This window comes from Lentibacter algarum, assembly GCF_040580765.1.
GTDB classification, from domain to species: Bacteria; Pseudomonadota; Alphaproteobacteria; order Rhodobacterales; family Rhodobacteraceae; genus Lentibacter; species Lentibacter algarum.
This window is the reverse complement of record NZ_CP158687.1, coordinates 1,183,676-1,200,661: the sequence shown is the minus strand read 5'-3', so window position 1 is coordinate 1,200,661 and position 16,986 is coordinate 1,183,676. Positions and strand designations below refer to the sequence as shown.

General features: G+C 57.5%; 16 protein-coding genes and 1 tRNA gene. 9 read left to right on the top strand and 8 right to left on the bottom strand.

The genetic code is table 11. The features are described from left to right. The first annotated feature begins 38 nt into the window (after positions 1-38). Together DSM117340_RS05750 and DSM117340_RS05745 are read left to right on the top strand one after the other, a co-directional pair. A complete protein-coding gene (locus DSM117340_RS05750; RefSeq protein WP_089888497.1) occupies positions 39-740 on the top strand; it encodes a corrinoid protein in 702 nt (233 codons plus the stop codon). A gap of 71 nt (positions 741-811) precedes the next feature. Beyond that, positions 812-1,453, top strand: coding sequence for a DUF1638 domain-containing protein (locus DSM117340_RS05745; protein WP_089888496.1), 642 nt, complete (start codon positions 812-814; stop codon positions 1,451-1,453). A gap of 75 nt (positions 1,454-1,528) precedes the next feature. On the opposite strand, the gene DSM117340_RS05740 is transcribed toward DSM117340_RS05745, so the two are convergent. Next, positions 1,529-1,936, bottom strand: coding sequence for a SufE family protein (locus tag DSM117340_RS05740; protein WP_089888494.1), 408 nt, complete (start codon positions 1,934-1,936; stop codon positions 1,529-1,531). Between the two features lie 125 nt (positions 1,937-2,061). Here DSM117340_RS05740 and DSM117340_RS05735 point away from each other — a divergent pair, with 125 nt between their 5' ends. Continuing rightward, complete coding sequence (locus DSM117340_RS05735; RefSeq protein WP_089888492.1) at positions 2,062-2,571, top strand: hypothetical protein; 510 nt, start codon at positions 2,062-2,064, stop codon at positions 2,569-2,571. Positions 2,572-2,580: 9 nt separating this feature from the next. Here the strand turns inward: DSM117340_RS05735 and rnd are convergent, their stop codons facing one another. The 3 genes from rnd to purM all read right to left on the bottom strand — a co-directional run bounded on the left by rnd (position 2,581) and on the right by purM (position 5,433). Next, entirely contained in the window at positions 2,581-3,738 is a 1,158-nt protein-coding gene (gene rnd / locus DSM117340_RS05730) for a ribonuclease D (protein ID WP_089888489.1), read from the bottom strand. A 64-nt stretch (positions 3,739-3,802) separates the two neighbouring features. Next, positions 3,803-4,390, bottom strand: a complete 588-nt coding sequence (gene purN / locus DSM117340_RS05725; protein ID WP_089888487.1) for a phosphoribosylglycinamide formyltransferase — start codon at positions 4,388-4,390, stop codon at positions 3,803-3,805. Then, positions 4,390-5,433 carry a phosphoribosylformylglycinamidine cyclo-ligase gene (gene purM, locus DSM117340_RS05720; RefSeq protein ID WP_089888486.1) on the bottom strand — a complete coding sequence of 348 codons (1,044 nt, stop codon included), beginning with the start codon at positions 5,431-5,433 and terminating at the stop codon, positions 4,390-4,392. The genes purN and purM overlap by 1 nt, the downstream gene beginning before the upstream one ends. A 130-nt stretch (positions 5,434-5,563) precedes the next feature. Between purM and DSM117340_RS05715 the strand changes: the two genes are divergently transcribed. Beyond that, positions 5,564-5,640, top strand: a tRNA-Ile gene (locus DSM117340_RS05715). A gap of 204 nt (positions 5,641-5,844) precedes the next feature. Then, the gene (locus tag DSM117340_RS05710) at positions 5,845-9,111 is read left to right on the top strand and encodes a Hint domain-containing protein (protein ID WP_177170628.1); all 3,267 of its coding nucleotides are present in this window, start codon (positions 5,845-5,847) and stop codon (positions 9,109-9,111) included. On the opposite strand, the gene DSM117340_RS05705 is transcribed toward DSM117340_RS05710, so the two are convergent. Next, on the bottom strand, positions 9,041-10,204 hold the full coding sequence (locus DSM117340_RS05705; protein WP_089889062.1) for an amidohydrolase: 1,164 nt from the start codon (positions 10,202-10,204) through the stop codon (positions 9,041-9,043). The genes DSM117340_RS05710 and DSM117340_RS05705 overlap by 71 nt on opposite strands. A gap of 161 nt (positions 10,205-10,365) precedes the next feature. Between DSM117340_RS05705 and DSM117340_RS05700 the strand changes: the two genes are divergently transcribed. From DSM117340_RS05700 to DSM117340_RS05690, 3 genes are all read left to right on the top strand, one after another. Beyond that, positions 10,366-11,415 carry an AbrB family transcriptional regulator gene (locus DSM117340_RS05700; protein ID WP_089888483.1) on the top strand — a complete coding sequence of 350 codons (1,050 nt, stop codon included), beginning with the start codon at positions 10,366-10,368 and terminating at the stop codon, positions 11,413-11,415. 64 nt (positions 11,416-11,479) lie between these two features. After that, complete coding sequence (locus DSM117340_RS05695) at positions 11,480-12,235, top strand: SDR family NAD(P)-dependent oxidoreductase (protein ID WP_271437062.1); 756 nt, start codon at positions 11,480-11,482, stop codon at positions 12,233-12,235. A gap of 41 nt (positions 12,236-12,276) precedes the next feature. Then, complete coding sequence (locus tag DSM117340_RS05690; protein ID WP_089888479.1) at positions 12,277-13,002, top strand: sterol desaturase family protein; 726 nt, start codon at positions 12,277-12,279, stop codon at positions 13,000-13,002. 161 nt (positions 13,003-13,163) lie between these two features. Here the strand turns inward: DSM117340_RS05690 and DSM117340_RS05685 are convergent, their stop codons facing one another. The 3 genes from DSM117340_RS05685 to DSM117340_RS05675 all read right to left on the bottom strand — a co-directional run bounded on the left by DSM117340_RS05685 (position 13,164) and on the right by DSM117340_RS05675 (position 16,299). After that, the gene (locus DSM117340_RS05685; protein ID WP_089888477.1) at positions 13,164-14,981 is read right to left on the bottom strand and encodes an ATP-binding cassette domain-containing protein; all 1,818 of its coding nucleotides are present in this window, start codon (positions 14,979-14,981) and stop codon (positions 13,164-13,166) included. 41 nt (positions 14,982-15,022) lie between these two features. Continuing rightward, the gene (locus DSM117340_RS05680; RefSeq protein WP_089888475.1) at positions 15,023-15,751 is read right to left on the bottom strand and encodes a GNAT family N-acyltransferase; all 729 of its coding nucleotides are present in this window, start codon (positions 15,749-15,751) and stop codon (positions 15,023-15,025) included. 83 nt (positions 15,752-15,834) lie between these two features. Then, entirely contained in the window at positions 15,835-16,299 is a 465-nt protein-coding gene (locus tag DSM117340_RS05675; RefSeq protein WP_089888473.1) for an outer membrane protein assembly factor BamE, read from the bottom strand. A gap of 78 nt (positions 16,300-16,377) precedes the next feature. Here DSM117340_RS05675 and DSM117340_RS05670 point away from each other — a divergent pair, with 78 nt between their 5' ends. Continuing rightward, entirely contained in the window at positions 16,378-16,941 is a 564-nt protein-coding gene (locus DSM117340_RS05670; protein WP_271437063.1) for a DUF177 domain-containing protein, read from the top strand. Positions 16,942-16,986: the final 45 nt, after the last annotated feature.

The window sequence follows — 16,986 nt, the reverse complement described above, 5'->3', positions numbered from 1 at the left end:
AGCTGGCACAAAGAAAAATTCGATCAAAGGATTCCGCCATGTCGGACGAAGAAGACATCATCCTCGCAGATCTGGACGACGACGAACTTGTCCAACAGATGTTTGACGATCTTTACGATGGCCTCAAAGAGGAAATCGAAGAATCCGTAAACATCCTCCTGAGCCGTGATTGGCCCCCCTACCGCATCCTGACAGAAGCGCTTGTTGGTGGGATGACAATCGTTGGGCAAGACTTCCGCGATGGTATTCTCTTCGTGCCCGAAGTTCTGCTCGCCGCCAACGCAATGAAAGGTGGCATGGCCATCCTCAAGCCGCTCTTGGCCGAAACAGGCGCACCCCGCGTCGGTGGCATGGTCATCGGCACTGTCAAAGGCGACATCCACGACATCGGCAAAAACCTTGTTGCCATGATGATGGAAGGCGCTGGGTTTGAAGTCGAAGACATCGGCATCAACAACCCAGTTGAGAACTATCTCGCCGCACTCGAAGAGCACAAACCAGAGATTCTCGGCATGTCCGCTCTTCTGACAACAACAATGCCCTACATGAAAGTCGTGATCGACACGATGGTCGAGCAAGGCATCCGCGATGACTATATCGTTCTCGTGGGCGGCGCGCCGCTCAACGAAGAATTTGGCAAAGCCATTGGCGCAGACGCTTACTGCCGTGATGCGGCTGTGGCCGTTGAAACAGCCAAAGAATGGGTTCTGCGCAAGCACAACAAAGCATCAGCCGGCTGAACCTGAGCTAAACAAGCGTATCAAGGGCCCGCCGGACACACCGCGCGGGCCTTTTTTCTGAAGGATCGATCATGCTCCTAGACGACACGATGCTCACAGACGAAGGCCTCGCGCCGTCAGGCAAAGGCCGCCTCCTGCTCATCGCCTGTGGTGCGTTGGCGCGTGAAATTCTGGCGCTCAAAGCTCAAAACGGCTGGCACCACATGGATCTCACCTGTCTCCCCGCCAATCTTCACCTCTACCCAGAGCGCATCACAGAAGCGGTCGAGGCCAGCGTGCTCAAACACCGCACAGCCTATGACGATATTTTCGTGGTCTACGCCGATTGCGGCACGGGTGGACTGCTCGAGGCCAAATGCGCCGAGCTTGGCGTCGCCATGGTCGCAGGACCACATTGCTATTCCTTCTTTGAAGGCAATGAGGCCTTCGCTGCCCATGAGGATGAAATCACGGCCTTTTATCTCACCGATTTTCTCGTGAAACAGTTTGACGCCTTTGTTTGGAAGCCCATGGGCCTGCACAAACACCCCGAGCTGCGCGATATGATCTTTGGAAACTATACCAAACTTGTCTATCAAGCCCAGACCCACGACGCAGCGCTTGAAGCCAAAGCCCAGGACTGCGCGGACCGCCTCGGCCTTGCCTATGAATACCGCTTCACAGGCTACGGTGACCTCGCCACAGCCCTCAAAACCCAAGCAGGCAAAGCCTGAACACAAGCCCCGTCAGCCTTTTGTTTCTCTAAATCTCTTGGGGAGAAATGCCAAAAGCCCTATCGCTTCAGGCACTTACGCGCCCGCGGCCACAGTTCTGATCCGCTCGATCATAGCGCGCACGCCGTTGCTTCTCTGCGCCGAAAGATGTTCCTGAAGCCCAAGTCGGCCCAGCTCGGCCTGCGCATCCACTGCCAGAACAGCCCCGACATCAAGCCCGTTATAGAGCTTGCGCAAAACCGCGACGAGCCCACGCACAATCATTGCGTCACTCTCGCCGTCAAAGTGAAAAACCGCGCCCTCGACCTTCGGGTGAAGCCAGACTTGGCTGGCGCAACCGTCAACCTTGGTCGCAGACACCTTCAGTGCCTCCGCTAATGGCTCCATCGCTTTGCCCAGCTCGATCACATAGGCATACCGATCCTCCCAATCTTCAAGAAACTGGAAATCCTCTACAAGCTCTTCAAATGCGGCGCTGGCCATTGCGTTCCCCTTATTCCGTCCCATTGAGATAGGCGCCCCGCGCGCGAAGGTCCATATGCTTTCCCGTCTTTTCAAGCCGCACACAATAAGGTAGCAACACAAGCAAGCAATTGGCGGAGTGACACATGCGCATTATCCTCACAACAGCTCTGGTCTCGGCCCTCGCCCTGCCTGGATGTGGCGGCAGCAGTGGTGGTTCTGCCTATAATCCGCTTAACTGGTTTGGCAAAAGCCGCAATGAAACCGTCGCGCCCGAAGCCACAAACGCGCTTATACCTCAAAAATCAGCGTTTCGCCGTGAGCGAGCTGCACCAGAAGGCGTTGCCGTCGCTCAAATCCTTGCACTGGCAATCGAGCCCGCAGCAGGCGGCGCAATTCTGCGCGCAACCGGTCTTTCGCCAACGCTTGGCGCCTACGATGTTCGCCTTGTGCCTGAGTTTGATCTTGAGGTCGACGGCCCACTGCAAACGCTCGAATATTCGCTCAAGACCGAATATTCCACCCGCTCTCGCCCCGCAGCGCCACAGCGCTCGCGCGAGCTGACAGCCGCAGTGTTTATCTCTGATGAAGATCTGGAAGGCGTCCGCACAATTCGCGTCACTGGCGCAGAAAATGCTCGCTCTGTAAGGCGTTAAGAGACGAACCTAAAGTGAAATAACCTTCACAGCACGCCCTTTCACAGCGAGACCGATCTCGCCATTGCACAGACGAAGCGCATCCTCGCCAAAGGCCTCAAAGCGCCACCCGTTCAATGCAGCCACATCCCGCTCGCCCGCCGCGATCATATCCAGATCGCTCGCCGAAGCGATCAGCTTAGCAGCGACACCCATATCTTCCGTCTTTGCCTTGAGCAAAACCCGCAAAAGATCGGCCAAAGCTGGGTTCACATTGAGCTTTTCACGCGTCTTGTCGCCTTGGGGCACGTTTTCAGGCGCACAGGCCATGCCCGCCGCAACAGCCGCCAAAATCCCTTCCGCAATCTCGCCCTTGCGCGCTTCACGCAACAAAAGACGCGAGCGGGACAAATCGTTCAAATCCTTGGGCTTCGTTGAGGCAAGCTCGGTGAGCGCATCGTCCTTATAGACGCGGCTACGAGGCACATTGCGCTCCTGCGCGTAGGCCTCACGAAACTTCGCAAGCTCACGCACCACAGCCAAAAACTTGCCCGAGCTTGTGCGGACTTTGACCCGCTCCCAAGCATTGGCAGGATCAATCTGATAGGTCGCAGGCGAAGTCAGAACAGATAGCTCCTCGCTCACCCATTTGGCGCGCTTGTTCTTGGCAAGTTGGTCCCGCAGATATTCATAAATCTGGCGCAAATGCGTTACATCGGCCAAAGCATAGGTCTTTTGCGCTTCCGTCAAAGGCCGCCGCGACCAGTCGGTAAAGCGGCTGGTCTTGTCCACAGTTTCCTTGGCAATCTTTCGCACCAGCGTCTCATAGCCGACCTGCTCACCAAAGCCGCACACCATAGCTGCAACCTGAGTGTCAAACAAAGGCGCCGGGATCACATCCCCGTCATGGAAAAAGATTTCCAGATCTTGGCGCGCAGCATGAAAGACTTTCACAGTGCTTTCATCCGCCATCAGATCATAAAGCGGCTGAAGCGAAATACCACTCGCCAGAGGGTCCACCAAAACGGCGTTGTCATCTGTCGTACCAGGCATAGCAAGCTGCACAAGGCAGAGCTTGGAGTAATACGTCCGCTCTCGCAAAAACTCTGTGTCAACAGTAACATAGTCGTGGGTTGCGGCCTCTTTGCAATAGTCAGCCAGCTCTGCGGTCGTGGTAATCGTTCTCATAAAGGCGCTTGCTCTTGTGTAATATGGCTCTGCCTATACGCGAGAGCGTGAGGAATGAAAAGCGTCAGGGCAGCGTTACAGGGCGCATGTCGCCGCTCGCAAAGCGCCTGAGCACGGCAGGATAGAGAATATGCTCCTGCGTGAGCACACGAGCGGCCAGCGTTTCGGCAGTGTCTCCCGCCAAAACAGGCACACGCGCCTGCCCAAGGATCGGTCCGTCATCCAGCTTTGCTGTGACCTCGTGAACAGTGCAGCCCGCCTCGCTGTCGCCCGCGTCCAAGGCCCGCTGATGGGTGTGCAGCCCCTTGTATTTTGGCAAAAGTGAGGGGTGAATATTGAGCATTCGTCCGTCCCACTGGCTGGTGAAGCCCTCAGTAAGCACACGCATAAAGCCGCAAAGACAGATCATATCAGGCGTATGGCGCAGAAGAACGCTTTGCAGCTCAGCCTCAAACGCTCCACGATCTGCCCCATACGGCCGGTGATCGACCACAGCGGTCGCCACCCCGAGCGCTTCGGCCTTAGCCAACCCGCCCGCGTCCGCGCGATTGCTCAAAACAACACAGGGCCGCGCAGGGTGATCCCCTGTCATGCTCTTCACAAGCGACAGCATGTTGGAGCCGCCGCCTGAGATAAAGAGCGCAACCCGCATCAGATAAGAGCGCCTGAGTAGCGCACGCCCTCGCCCGCTGTGACCGCTCCCAAGACACTGACAGTCTCGCCCTCAGCTTCCAGCAGCGCCTTGAGGCGGTCCGCCTCGTTCGCATCCACCGAAAGGATCATACCGATGCCAGAGTTAAACGTCTTGAGGAGTTCTGCCTCAGCCATACCGCCTGTCGCCGCAAGCCACTTGAACACCTCGGGGAGCTCCCAAGCATCAAGGTTGATATCCGCGCCCAAGCCCTCGGGCAGAACCCGTGGCAAGTTTTCGGTCAAGCCACCACCTGTGATATGCGCAAGCGCATGCACGCCGCCACTCTTCACAGCGGCCAAGGCCTGCTTCACATAGAGCCGTGTCGGTGTCAGCAAGGCCGCGCCAAGCGTGCCCTCAGCCCAAGGGCAGTCGGCGTCCCAGCCAAGGCCCGAGACTTCAACAAGCTTGCGCACAAGGCTATAGCCGTTGGAGTGCACGCCGTCAGAGGCCAGCCCAAGCAGCACATCACCCTCGACAACACCGCTCGGCAAATCCTGCCCACGCTCCATCGCGCCGACAGAAAAACCCGCCAGATCAAAGTCGCCATCAGGGTACATCCCCGGCATCTCGGCCGTCTCGCCACCAATCAAAGCACAGCCAGAGAGCTCACAGCCCTTCGCAATGCCCTCGATGATACGCGCGGCCTTGTCCATTTCCAGACGCCCCGTGGCAAAGTAATCAAGGAAGAACAGCGGCTCAGCGCCTTGGCAAACAAGATCGTTGACGCACATCGCCACAAGGTCGATGCCAACACCGTCGACTTCGCCAGTATCAATCGCAATGCGAAGCTTCGTGCCCACGCCATCTGTCGCTGCTACAAGCACAGGGTCGCTATAGCCTGCCGCCTTCAGATCAAACAGCGCGCCAAAGCCGCCAAGCCCTGACATGACACCAGAGCGTGCCGTGCGCTTGGCCGCAGGCTTAATGCGCTCCACAAGCGCGTTACCCGCGTCAATATCGACGCCCGCATCCGCATAGGTGATTCCGTTTTTGCCAGCCATCTTGAAGCCCCCATATCAAAGTTGCACACGTCCTAAATCATACCTTCCCTCATAGCAACGGCCCATGGAGCGCCAGAGACACTCTAAGGCTTGACGCCGCCCGCTCGTCTGCTAACCAGTCGCTCATGGCGGGCCTGTAGCTCAACTGGTTAGAGCAGAGCGCTCATAACGCTTTGGTTGCGGGTTCAAGTCCTGCCGGGCCTACCAAACTTTCAGTTCAAACACTGATACCGCCAAAATCCGCTAAAGATTTAGCCCTGAAGCCCTTCTTTCGGGCGCAAGTACCCTCCGATATTTCAGAAATTTTAACGCTCACACAGTAGCTTTGCAGCCGATCCAACGGTTTTCGCGTCTCGGGTCATGGGCCCCGCGCACAGAGTGCGCACTCTCGATCAACAAAGGACTGATGTCGTGGCATCCTATACGATAACAGCCATAAACTGGAACTCCGCGAGCTTCTGGTCCTCAATATCTGAGACAACCGCGGGCCACACGCTCGACTTTTCGCAGCTTGGCCCGTCCTATAGCCTCACCGTCGAGCAAGACACAGGGACACTCACACTCTCGGATGGCACACAAAGCTTCTCTGTTGGCCAGACCAGTACAACCGGCACCGATGCAAGTTTTGGCACCCGTAGCTTACTAGCCTATTTCACAACCATTTATGGCGTCGACGGCACCAATCTGATTGATGGCACAAACGCCAACGACACAATTGTTGCCTTCTCCCAAGACGACACCCTCACTGGAGGTGAAGGGGATGACGCTGTTTTTGGCGGTTCAGGCAACGATCAGATCGACGGCCAAGCCGGCGCCGACACGCTTTATGCGGATGTAGGAGATGACTTTGTCAACGGCGGCGCTGGGGCCGATGTGATTTTTGGTGACGCTGGCGATGATCAGCTCGAAGGCGGCTGGCAAGACAGCGCAGCCGACACAATCATCGGAGGCGATGGCAACGACCTCGTTTTTGGTTACGGCGGCGATGACTTCATCACTGGAGATAGCGGATACGACTGGCTCGATGGCGGCGCTGGCAATGACTATATTGACGGCGGCCTTGAAGAGGACCGCATCGTTGGAGACTTGGGCAATGACACGCTTTTAGGCGGTGATGCCAACGATACTCTGTCGGGTGGCGAAGGCGCCGATAGTGTCGATGGCGGCGGCGGCGCAGACCACATCTTTGGTGCCGCAGGCGACATAATCTATGGAGGCGAGACAGGAAACGACAGCGACACCCTTTATGTCTCAAACGTCGACTTCATAACCTACACCACAGCCGAAAGCGGCACTGTTACATTCAACTCTGGTGAAATACTTCAGTTTTCAGGCATCGAGCAGATCGTCGAGCTCACCAAAAACGGCGTGGTGGAAGGCACATCAGGCGATGACGAGCTTGGGCAGTTTGACTTTGATGCCGATGGAGACTGGATCGACAATGGCGACGCCATCGGCGAAAGCGATGCGGATTCTGTCCGCTCAGGCGCAGGCAACGACACGATCTGGGCCAATGATGGTGATGACACCGTGCATGGCGAAGCGGGCGATGATCAAATTTATGTCGGCCAAGGCGATAACATAGCCTTTGGCGGCAGCGGCGCTGACACACTTAGCGGCGATTGGGGCAATGACACCCTCTCTGGCGATGACTTTGTCACCACAGGGCCAAACCTGATCATCAACGGCTCTTTTGAAGACACCACAGGCATGACGCCCACGGTGTATGGGTTCGATGCACCCAGCGGCAATATCGTCGGCTGGACAGATGCGAACGGCTTTTCTATCAACGTTCACAACGATAACCGCGGCGGCCTCAACGCCACAGACGGTAGCAACTGGATGGACATGGAGTCGGCGTCTGGCCAGCACAATGTTATCAGCCAGTCAGTAGAAGGCATCTCGGACGGACAGGCCTATCTGCTGAGCTTTGATGTCGGAGATATCACAACCGCCGCAGACGGCATGCTTGGTGACAACCAGCTTCAGCTCCTCTGGAATGGGGAGCTTGTCGGCACAATCGACGCCAGCGACGGCAGCTTCACAAACTACACCTTTCATCTGATCGGCGGCGCGGGAGACGGCTCAAACACTCTTAGTTTTGCGGGTTTTGGCGCCAATGACGCATTGGGCTTAGCCCTCGACAATGTTCAACTCTATGCCGCCGTCGAGGCCTCAGGCGGGGCGAGTGATAGCATCACAGCTGGCTGGGGCGATGATGATGTCCTCGGCGGCGCAGGCCAAGACACGCTCGAAGGCGGCGGCGGAAACGACCATATCCTCGGAGGCACAGGCAACGACAGCATCGCAGGCGAAGATGGCAATGACACGCTCTATGGCGGCGCGGGCAATGACGTTATCACAGGTGGCGGCGGTGACGATCTTCTTGTCAGCGACACAGCCCCCTTTGACCCACTCGATCACCCGTCAGGCTCTAGCGGCGCGGCGACCTCACTGACCGTTATAAATTCCTCAGATGCGCCTGTCGGCCTCTGGTGGATCGACCAGTCTGGCGCACTCGTCCCCTATAGCACGATCGCTGCAGGCGGGAGCAGAGTTCAGCCGACCTTTGAAACCCACAATTGGGTTCTCCTTGATGCCGATGGCCAAGCCCTCGAATATATCCCAGCGGGCCTCAACCAAACCATAACCTACACAGAACCGACCCTCTCAAACACGCTGGATGGCGAGGCGGGCAATGACACGCTGGTTGGCGGTGTCGGAAGCGACAGCCTCACAGGTGGCATAGGCGATGACAGCCTCTCTGGCGGCGCAGGCGACGATACGTTCCTCTTCGCTGATGGTTTTGGGGCCGACACCATCACAGACTTCTCCATCACCGATGACAATCGCGACGGTGTGACCAATGACCAGCTCGATGTCAGCGCCCTCTACGATCAGGACTCAAATCCAGTCAATGTATGGGATGTCACCGTCACCGACACCAATGGCGACGGATCAGGCGACGCGGTGCTTCTATTCCCCAATGGCGAGAGCATTACACTTGCAGGGATCAGGCCAGATCAGGTCAACAGCGCACCAGAGCTGCAATCGATCGGCATTCCCTGCTACGCCAGTGGCACGCTGATCCAGACATCAAAGGGCCAACAGCCTGTCCAGAGCCTACGCTGCGGCGACAAGGTGCTGACGTCCGAGGGCCAATATGCCCCTATCTTGTGGCAGGATAAAACGGTCATCTCCCTCGAAACGCTTCAAAGCATACCGCGCCTGCGCCCTGTACGGATCAAGCCTGATACCTTGGGCAATACCGCCGCGCTCTTTGTCTCCCAGCAGCATTGCTTTCTGGTCTCCGCCAATGGTGCACCGCGTTTCCTGCGTGCCAAACATCTCGCCGAACAAACAACTCTGGCCCATATCATCAAGCCAAAAGACACAGTGACCTACCACCATATCCTTTTGCCAAAACACGCCGTGATCTTCGCCAACGGAGCCGCTTCAGAAAGCTTTTATCCAGGCCCGGAAAGCCTGAAAATGCTGTCTCTCCCAAGCTTGGCCAGCTTGTCAAAGGCCATCGCCCCCATAGCCGGCCAGCCTCTTAGCGCCGCCTACGGCTCGCGTCGTTTCCCCTGCCTGTCACGCAAAGACGTTACGGCTCTTGCGCCGATCCCAGCAGATCTCGCGCGATACGCTCAAAAATCGCTGTTCCAATCGGTATAATATCGTCAGGAAAGTCATAATCAGGATTGTGCAGCGCCGCATAATCTTCCCCTGGTCCAAGACAGAGCATCGCTGCTTTCGCGCCCCAACCAAACACCCCGAAGTCCTCTGACGCCCGCATCGGCACACCCGCATCCCCATAGGGAACATCAAGCGTCTCCATCGCTTTGATTGCAACCTCATAGGCCTCGGGAGCATTGATTGACGCCGCAAAGTGATCCGTCACCTCAAAGTCCACGCCCAGCCCGTATGTTTGCGCCGCCGCTTCTGCCAGTGCCCGCGCCGCTGTTTCGATACCCTCAAGCCCCGCGTCATGGGTGCTGCGCAAAGTCGTAAAAATCACGCCATCCCCTGGCGCAATCCCGAAAGACGGCTCCCCGATCTGCACATGCGTAAGCGTCACCAAGCGAAACGCCTCATCCAGAGCACCACCCGTGCCAAGCGCCTCAAGCTTTGGGATAAGCTCCGCAATCGCGCGCGCTGGGGAGACCCCGTCTTCAGGGTCGGCCGCATGGGCCGTCTTACCTGTCAGCTTAATTGTCAGACCAAGAGACGCGCAGTTGATCAGGCCAGGCACTGTCGAGACATAGCCAAACGGCCGGCCCGGTTCGAGATGAATGGCAAAGGCCCAATCAGCAGCGATCTCCTGATAAGCCGGATCAGCCACAACAGCCTTCGCACCGCTGCCATCCTCTTCCGCAGGCTGAAACATCAAGACAACCCGCCCCTTGGCCACAGGTTGGCGCGCCAGAACACGCCCCAAAGCGAGCAGCATGGTCATATGCCCGTCGTGCCCACAAACATGGCTCTTGCCTGCAATCTCTGAGGCATAGTCAATCTTGCTGTTTTTCTCTTCAATCGGCAATGCATCGAGTTCGGCCCGAAACAAAACTGTTGGCCCCTCGACACCACTGTCAAACACTGCAGCAACCCCGTGGCCACCAAGCCCTGTCAGAATCTTGCTTGGCGAGAGCACTGTCAGCGCCGCCACAATCCGTTGCGCCGTCTCCACCTCTTCGCCCGATACTTCAGGAAAACGGTGCAACTCTCGGCGAAACGCCGTCAGCTCCACAAGATCAAGATTTGTCAGCATCATTTCCCCCCGCTCAAGCACAGCGCTCTTTCCGCACGATATGAGCCGCAACGGCCAGAGGATGCAACCCGCCCCGCATCGCAAGCCGATTGTATCAGCCAAGTTTTGGATATACCCCAGTGAGGCACCCCTCTGGAAAACAGCCTGCCAGAAAGCCCCAGATGCCTCATATCCCGCAGACAGCCGCCCTCCTCGTTCTCGCGCTCTTTGGCGCTCTGATCGCCCAAGCCACCGGCCTGCCCCTGCCTTTCCTCATCGGCTCGCTCTTGGCCACAGCCCCCGTTGCAATCTTCGCAACAAACCGCTTGCCCGCAGGCTATGTCTTCCCCATCAATCTCCGCCTGCCCTTCATCGCCCTCATCGGAGCGGTCATCGGCGCGCAAGTCACGCTCGCGCTCCTCGCCTCCCTGCATGATCTCCTCCCCTCCCTCGCGGCCATGGTCGCCTTCGTTCTCCTCGCTCAAGGGTTGAACTACGCCGTCTTCCGCGTGATCGGCGGCTATGACGCGCCCACAGCCTTCTTTTCGGGCGCGCCAGGCGGTCTAATCGAATCCATCGCCATGGGCGAAGCCACAGGCGCACATCAGCCAACCCTTATTGCCCAGCAATTCCTGCGCATCATTCTGGTGATCACGCTTGTTCCCGCTGGTCTCTCGCTCTGGCTGGGCTATCCCGTCGGCTCCGCAGGCGGGCTCAGCTTCAACACCGTCCCCGTCACTTGGCCGATGTATCCCCAAGCCGCCGTGATCCTCGCTCTCGGCCTTTTTGCAGGCCGAGCTCTGAGTCTGCCCGCATGGCAGCTCACAGGCCCTTTGATCGTCTCCGCAGGGTTTGCCCTGATGGGCCAGCCCCTCGCCCTGCCCAACTGGCTCATCCTGCTCGCCCAGCTTGTTGTCGGTGCCTCTCTCGGGATGCGCTTTGCAGGCCTTGATATGCCCACGCTGCGCCGCTGCCTCTGGCTGTCGCTGCTGTCTCTGACACTCATGTTTGCCATTGGCGCAGCCCTCGCGGCCCTCCTTGTCGGTCCGACAGATCAGCCCTTCAAAACTCTCTTCATCACGTTTGCCCCCGGCGGCGTCAACGAAATGGCCCTCATCGCCCTCTCGCTGCAAGCCAACCCCGCCTTTGTGACCCTGCACCACATCTTTCGCATTATGCTCACAGTGCTCCTGCTCGGCTTTATCGCCAAGCGCCTCAACAAAGTTGACTAAAGCAGCAGGCTTGCGTTATTGAACAAGTGTTCATTTCACGCGCGCACACGCCAAGGAGCCTCCCATGCAACTCTCAGCCACCAAAGCCATCATCACAGGCGGAGCCTCAGGCCTCGGCGAAGCCACCGCGCGTCACTTTCGCGCGCTCGGCGCAGAAGTCACACTTCTGGACCGTGATGCAGAGCGCGGCGAAGCCGTCGCTGCAGAGATCGGCGCACATTTTGCCCAGACCGATGTCACAGACGAAGTCAGCGTTGCTGCCGCGATTGACGCCGCCACATCCGCTATGGGCGGACTTACCGCCGCAATCAACTGCGCAGGCATAGCCCCCCCCGCCAAGACATTGGGCCGCGACGGCCCGCACCCCCTCGCGCTCTACCAAAGCGTGATTGACATCAACTTGGTCGGCTCCTTCAACGTCGCCCGCCTCGCCGCCGCCGCCATGGCCAAAGGCGCACCCGACGCAGGCGGCGAGCGCGGTGTGATCATCAACACGGCCTCCATCGCAGGCTTTGAAGGACAAAAAGGCCAAGTCGCCTACGCCTCCTCCAAAGGCGGCATCCTTGGAATGGTCCTGCCCATGGCCCGTGACCTTGCGCGCGACAACATCCGCGTCATGGCCATCGCCCCCGGTATCTTCGCAACCCCGATGCTCAAGGGCCTGCCCCAAGATGTGCAAGACGCCCTCGCCAAAGACGTGACCTGCCCACAGCGCCTTGGTGATCCCGCCGAATACGCCAAGCTTGCGGCCTTCATTGTCGAATCAGGTTACCTCAACGGAACCTCAATCCGCATTGACGGCGCGCTTCGGATGCAGTGAACTTTGGGGGATAGCTTCGGCTGCCCCGAAAGGACGCGAGGATGATGCGCCTCAAGATCATGTTCTCCCACATCAGCGTGGCCCTCATGGGCCTCGCCGCCCTTGCAGGCGTGGTGATCCTGATTATCCATGCTCCACTCTGGGCGTGGTTGCTTGTCCCGCTTGGCATTCTCGCCCAAATGCTCAACGAATATAATCTGCACAGGTTTGTCTTTCACCTGCCTCCACCCAAGCAGCAATGGGCCTTTAACCTGCTCTATCAAGCGCATTACGGCCATCACGACTTCCCGACAAACCACGCTCTGTTTTTCGTCCCGCCTTGGGTCGCCCTGCCCGTGCTCGGGCTCAACTTCGGGCTGGTCTGGGGCGTTGCCGCCCTCCTCGGCCTGCCCGCCGCGTTCCATATCTCCGTGGCAGTTGTTCTGGTTGGCGGCGTGGGAATGTTTCTGGCTTATGAGTGGTTTCACATGACATCTCACCTCACGATCCCCAAAACAAAAATCGAGCGTCACGTCACAACCCTGCACAACCAGCATCACTTCCGCGACTTCTCAAAATGGTTTCACGTTTCGCCGGGCGGTGACGTCATCGACCGCATGATGCACACAGCAATCGACCGCGACGCTTTAAAATCCAAACAGCGCGCAGAGTTTATCCGCACCCTCGGTATGCGCCCCGATGACGCCCGCTTGATTGCAGCCCGTAAGACATTCGCCGCCAAATACGGCCTCTCCCAAGACGAAATCACCCGCGCCGCTGCGCTTTGATCCGCGCAAGCGGCGGAGCAAGTTTATGACCAAAGGCTTTCGCGACCGCACGCCTCATTACCTAATTTTGTCTTAAGAGAGGCCCCATTCAGGCGGTGCACGCAATGTGCACGGGGTGTGCACGCATATCACCCCCCTAGAATCAGTCGTCTCACAGCCTGTTAACCCGCCTGTTCGGCCTTTTCTTCAAGCGTTAACCACTCTTCTTCGGCCTTGGCCAAAGCGGTCTGACGCTCCACCAGAGCTTCCGTCGCTTTCTTGAATTTTACAGGTTCCTTGGTGAACAAGTCGGGCTGCGCGAGCAGCTCTTCGAGCTTACCGATCTCGGCTGTCAGCCGCTCCATAACGCTTGGAAGTTCTTTCAAACGATGCTCTTCCGTAAAGCTGAGCTTGGGCTTGGCTTTCGCCTTCTCCTGCTTCTCTTTTGCGCGTGAAGCCTTTGTATTTGGACGGTTTTCCCAGTCATCACTGTCAGGTTTCTGGGCCTGATAGTCGCTCCAGCCGCCGGCATAGACTGTCGCCTTGCCATCTCCTTCCATCGCCACAGTGAGACTTGCCACACGGTCCAGAAAGTCCCGATCGTGGCTCACAAGCAGCACGGTTCCGTCGTAGTCATCCAGAATTTCCTGCAACAGGTCGAGCGATTCGACATCCAAGTCGTTGGTCGGCTCATCAAGCACCAGTAAATTGCTTTCCCGCGCCATGAGTTTGGCCAGCAAAAGCCGCGCCTTTTCCCCGCCCGAAAGCGCCTTCACAGGCCCCCGCGCCTGACCTTCTTCAAACAGAAATTCTTTAAGGTATCCAACGACATGGCGTGGCATTCCACGCACCATGATCTGGTCGGCTTTGCCTGAGACCCGCATATCAGGATCGCCTGTGAGGCTGTCCCAAAGGCTCATCTCGGGGTCAAGCTGGGCCCGCGCCTGATCAAAGATCGCCGCCTCCAGATTGGTTCCCAGTTTAACAGTGCCTGCGTCGGGTTCTTCCAGCTTCATCAGTAGCTTAATGGCAGTTGTCTTACCCACACCATTGGGTCCGACAAAAGCAATACGGTCTCCACGCTGCACGGTAATGTCAAAATCTGTTAGGATTTGCTTACCATCATAGGCTTTCGAAATCCCCACAGCTTCGATGACTTTCTTGCCCGAAACCGACCCCGAAGACAGCGCCATCCCTGCTGTGCCCTGCCGTCTGATCTGGCTTGAGCGCTCCTCGCGCAGCTCAGCAAGGGCACGCACACGGCCTTGGTTGCGCTTCCTGCGCGCACTGATGCCTTCGACAGCCCAGCGAGCCTCGGCCTTGATCTTGCGGTCAAGCTTGTGGCGGGCTTGGTCCTCTTCGTCCCAAAGCTTGTCGCGCCAGGCTTCAAAATGTTCAAAGCCCTGCTCATTCCGAAGAACTTTTCCTCTGTCAATCCAGAGTGTTGCGCGAGTAAGCTCACGCAAAAATGCGCGGTCGTGGCTGATCAAAACAAAGGCCGTGCGTGTCGCCTTCAGCTCGCCTTCCAGCCAGCGGATGGCTTCAATATCAAGGTGGTTTGTCGGCTCATCGAGCAGCATCAACTCTGGCGCTTCCGCCATCAGCTTGGCCAAGGCCGCGCGCCGTTTCTCTCCGCCGCTGGCGGTCTCAACGGGACGGTCAGGATCAAACTTGAGGCCCTCACCAGCCCGCTCAACTCGGTAAAGCTCACCTGGCTCCAATCCGCTTGACGCATAGTCTCCAAGCGTCAAAAAGCCCGCCATATCAGGCTCTTGCTCCATATACCCTACGCGCACACCGGGCCCAGCAACCACATCGCCCTTGTCGGTTTCGACAAGCCCCGCCATCACTTTCATGAGCGTCGATTTGCCCGAGCCGTTCCGCCCGACCAAAGCGAGTCGATCGCCAGATTGCAAGGAGGCCGAAAGCCCGTCAAAGACTGGGTTTCCGCCGAATGTCAGTGAGACATCATTGAGCTGTAAAAGGGGTGCGCGTGCCATGGCAGAGCGCTATCGCTACCCGCGCGCAGCGTCAAGCGCTCTCACGCCGCAAGCGCTCGCAAAAGCCGTTTGCGCGCAGCAGGGATCGCCCTGACTTCAAGCCCCGTAAACACATGCATCGTCCCCATTTCCCTGTCGATGACGGCATGGTCGCTGACCCAGCCTCCCATCGCCAGATAGCTGCGCAACAACGGCGGCATTTGGACAATGCCGCGCTTCAGATCAGCCTCTCCCTGAAACTCTGCTCCAAAATCAAAGACATCCCGCGCGCGCTGTCTTGGCCGCCAACACTCCGGCGCAAGATGCCGCGCCTTCAAGAGTGCAAAGCTGTCCTGATACGGCACGCCATTCACGCCAGAAAAAGACGCACAGCCAAACAACATCTTTATGTCTTGCTCATCCACAAAGCGCGTCAAAGCCGCCCAAGCAATGCGCAAAACATCTGGCTCCGCCTCCTCTGGCTCCAGACAAAACCGCCCCATCTCAAGCATTTTGCCCTCAAAGCCCGCGAGCTGACCCAAATCATAAAACTGTGCTGAATAGCTTTGCGACAGCGCCTGCCCTGACGGCAAAGACATTATCCTAAAGCAGCCCAAGAGCCGCCCTTCGTTATTGTTGATCAGAACATGCTCACACGATGCATCAAAAGCGTCTTCATCAATACCTGAACGGCCAAAAAAAGCCCTATGGCGCAGTGCCTTAGCTGCCGAAATGTCAGCCTCGCTCGTCGCCAGCCGCACATGATATCCGCCCCTCTCGAAGGCCTTCATACTCAACCCTTCATCCATAAACCCACACGCGCTGGCACAAAGCCTAGCACAAAATAGGTTTCAAGGCTGTGACAAACAGCGTGTTATTGAAGCGTGCCAGATGAAAAGCGGCCGATGCTCCCCACCAGCTGACGTATGAAAGTATTGTCATTGACCGTCTTGTCCGTCACGCGGCGAGACAACGTCACAACATTCCCATCCTGCAGCGAGAAGCGCTCGATGTTCTCTACAATGCCCGCCTCACTGAAGCTGATGGCAAGAACTTCGCGCTCAATCTCTTTCGGGCGCATCGCGCCAAAATGTCTGACGCGGCTTTTTACATAATAATAGCCGCTGTCGTTCAAAATCCCTGATGTCGAAGGAACCCCCACCACATCCGCCACACTCTCGCGGGAATCAACACCCACAACAATTTCGGCCAATTCACTCTCCGAAGGCACATAGCCATGGTCGCGATAGGTCGCTGCACAAGAGCTCAGCGCCATGAAAACAAGCCCAAGCAGCAAAAACGCCGCGCTCTGCTTTATCGGGTGGGTAATTGCTTTCATCTCTGCCCTCTTGTATCGGCTGTTGCGGCCTTGCCTTCCGATTACTAAGGAAAGGCCCCCGATTCAAGGAGCGGCGCGATGACCCAAGACTTTAATGACATAACAACGATACCTGTTTCGCGCCTTTCGGCAAACCAAAGCTACAGCTTTTCGCTGAAACTTTCTGACGAGGCGCGCACTGAAATGGCCAAGACCCTTGATCTGCTCGCGCTCAAAAAGCCAAGCCTGATCGGCACGCTTAAGCCTCATGGCGCTGATGATTGGCTGCTTCAGGCCCGTCTGGGCGCAACAGTACAGCAGGCCTGCGTCATTACGCTCGCCCCTGTCAGTGCCCGCATAGAAGAGAGCGTCGAGCGTCTTTTCGTGCGGATCATGCCTAGCTTTGACGATCTTGAAGAAGATGCCGAGGTCGAAATGCCCGAAGATGACCGCGCCGAGCCGCTTGAAAACACAATCAATCTGGCCGATGTCTTTCGCGAAGCCTTGTCTCTTGCCCTGCCGCCTTATCCCCGTGCAGAGGGCGCAAGCCTTGAAAGCGCAGTTTTCACAGAGGAAGGCAAAGCAGCCCTTACAGACGAGGATACCAAGCCGTTTGCAGGCCTCGCAGCCCTTAAAGCCAAGCTTCAAGACCCCGAAAGCTAGGTTGAAATTCGGGGTTGCAACTCATGCGATTCCAGCTATTTTCGC

Excerpts from the sequence above, each read along its gene's own strand:
- rnd (WP_089888489.1), bottom strand. The coding sequence starts at position 3,738 with ATGAGAACGATTACCACGACCGCAGAGCTGGCTGACTATTGCAAAGAG.
- DSM117340_RS05750 (WP_089888497.1), top strand. The coding sequence starts at position 39 with ATGTCGGACGAAGAAGACATCATCCTCGCAGATCTGGACGACGACGAA.
- DSM117340_RS05690 (WP_089888479.1), top strand. The coding sequence starts at position 12,277 with ATGATGCGCCTCAAGATCATGTTCTCCCACATCAGCGTGGCCCTCATG.
- DSM117340_RS05700 (WP_089888483.1), top strand. The coding sequence starts at position 10,366 with ATGCCTCATATCCCGCAGACAGCCGCCCTCCTCGTTCTCGCGCTCTTT.
- DSM117340_RS05705 (WP_089889062.1), bottom strand. The coding sequence starts at position 10,204 with ATGCTGACAAATCTTGATCTTGTGGAGCTGACGGCGTTTCGCCGAGAG.
- DSM117340_RS05670 (WP_271437063.1), top strand. The coding sequence starts at position 16,378 with ATGACCCAAGACTTTAATGACATAACAACGATACCTGTTTCGCGCCTT.
- DSM117340_RS05740 (WP_089888494.1), bottom strand. The coding sequence starts at position 1,936 with ATGGCCAGCGCCGCATTTGAAGAGCTTGTAGAGGATTTCCAGTTTCTT.
- DSM117340_RS05685 (WP_089888477.1), bottom strand. The coding sequence starts at position 14,981 with ATGGCACGCGCACCCCTTTTACAGCTCAATGATGTCTCACTGACATTC.
- DSM117340_RS05745 (WP_089888496.1), top strand. The coding sequence starts at position 812 with ATGCTCCTAGACGACACGATGCTCACAGACGAAGGCCTCGCGCCGTCA.
- DSM117340_RS05695 (WP_271437062.1), top strand. The coding sequence starts at position 11,480 with ATGCAACTCTCAGCCACCAAAGCCATCATCACAGGCGGAGCCTCAGGC.
- purN (WP_089888487.1), bottom strand. The coding sequence starts at position 4,390 with ATGCGGGTTGCGCTCTTTATCTCAGGCGGCGGCTCCAACATGCTGTCG.
- purM (WP_089888486.1), bottom strand. The coding sequence starts at position 5,433 with ATGGCTGGCAAAAACGGAATCACCTATGCGGATGCGGGCGTCGATATT.
- DSM117340_RS05680 (WP_089888475.1), bottom strand. The coding sequence starts at position 15,751 with ATGAAGGCCTTCGAGAGGGGCGGATATCATGTGCGGCTGGCGACGAGC.
- DSM117340_RS05675 (WP_089888473.1), bottom strand. The coding sequence starts at position 16,299 with ATGAAAGCAATTACCCACCCGATAAAGCAGAGCGCGGCGTTTTTGCTG.
- DSM117340_RS05735 (WP_089888492.1), top strand. The coding sequence starts at position 2,062 with ATGCGCATTATCCTCACAACAGCTCTGGTCTCGGCCCTCGCCCTGCCT.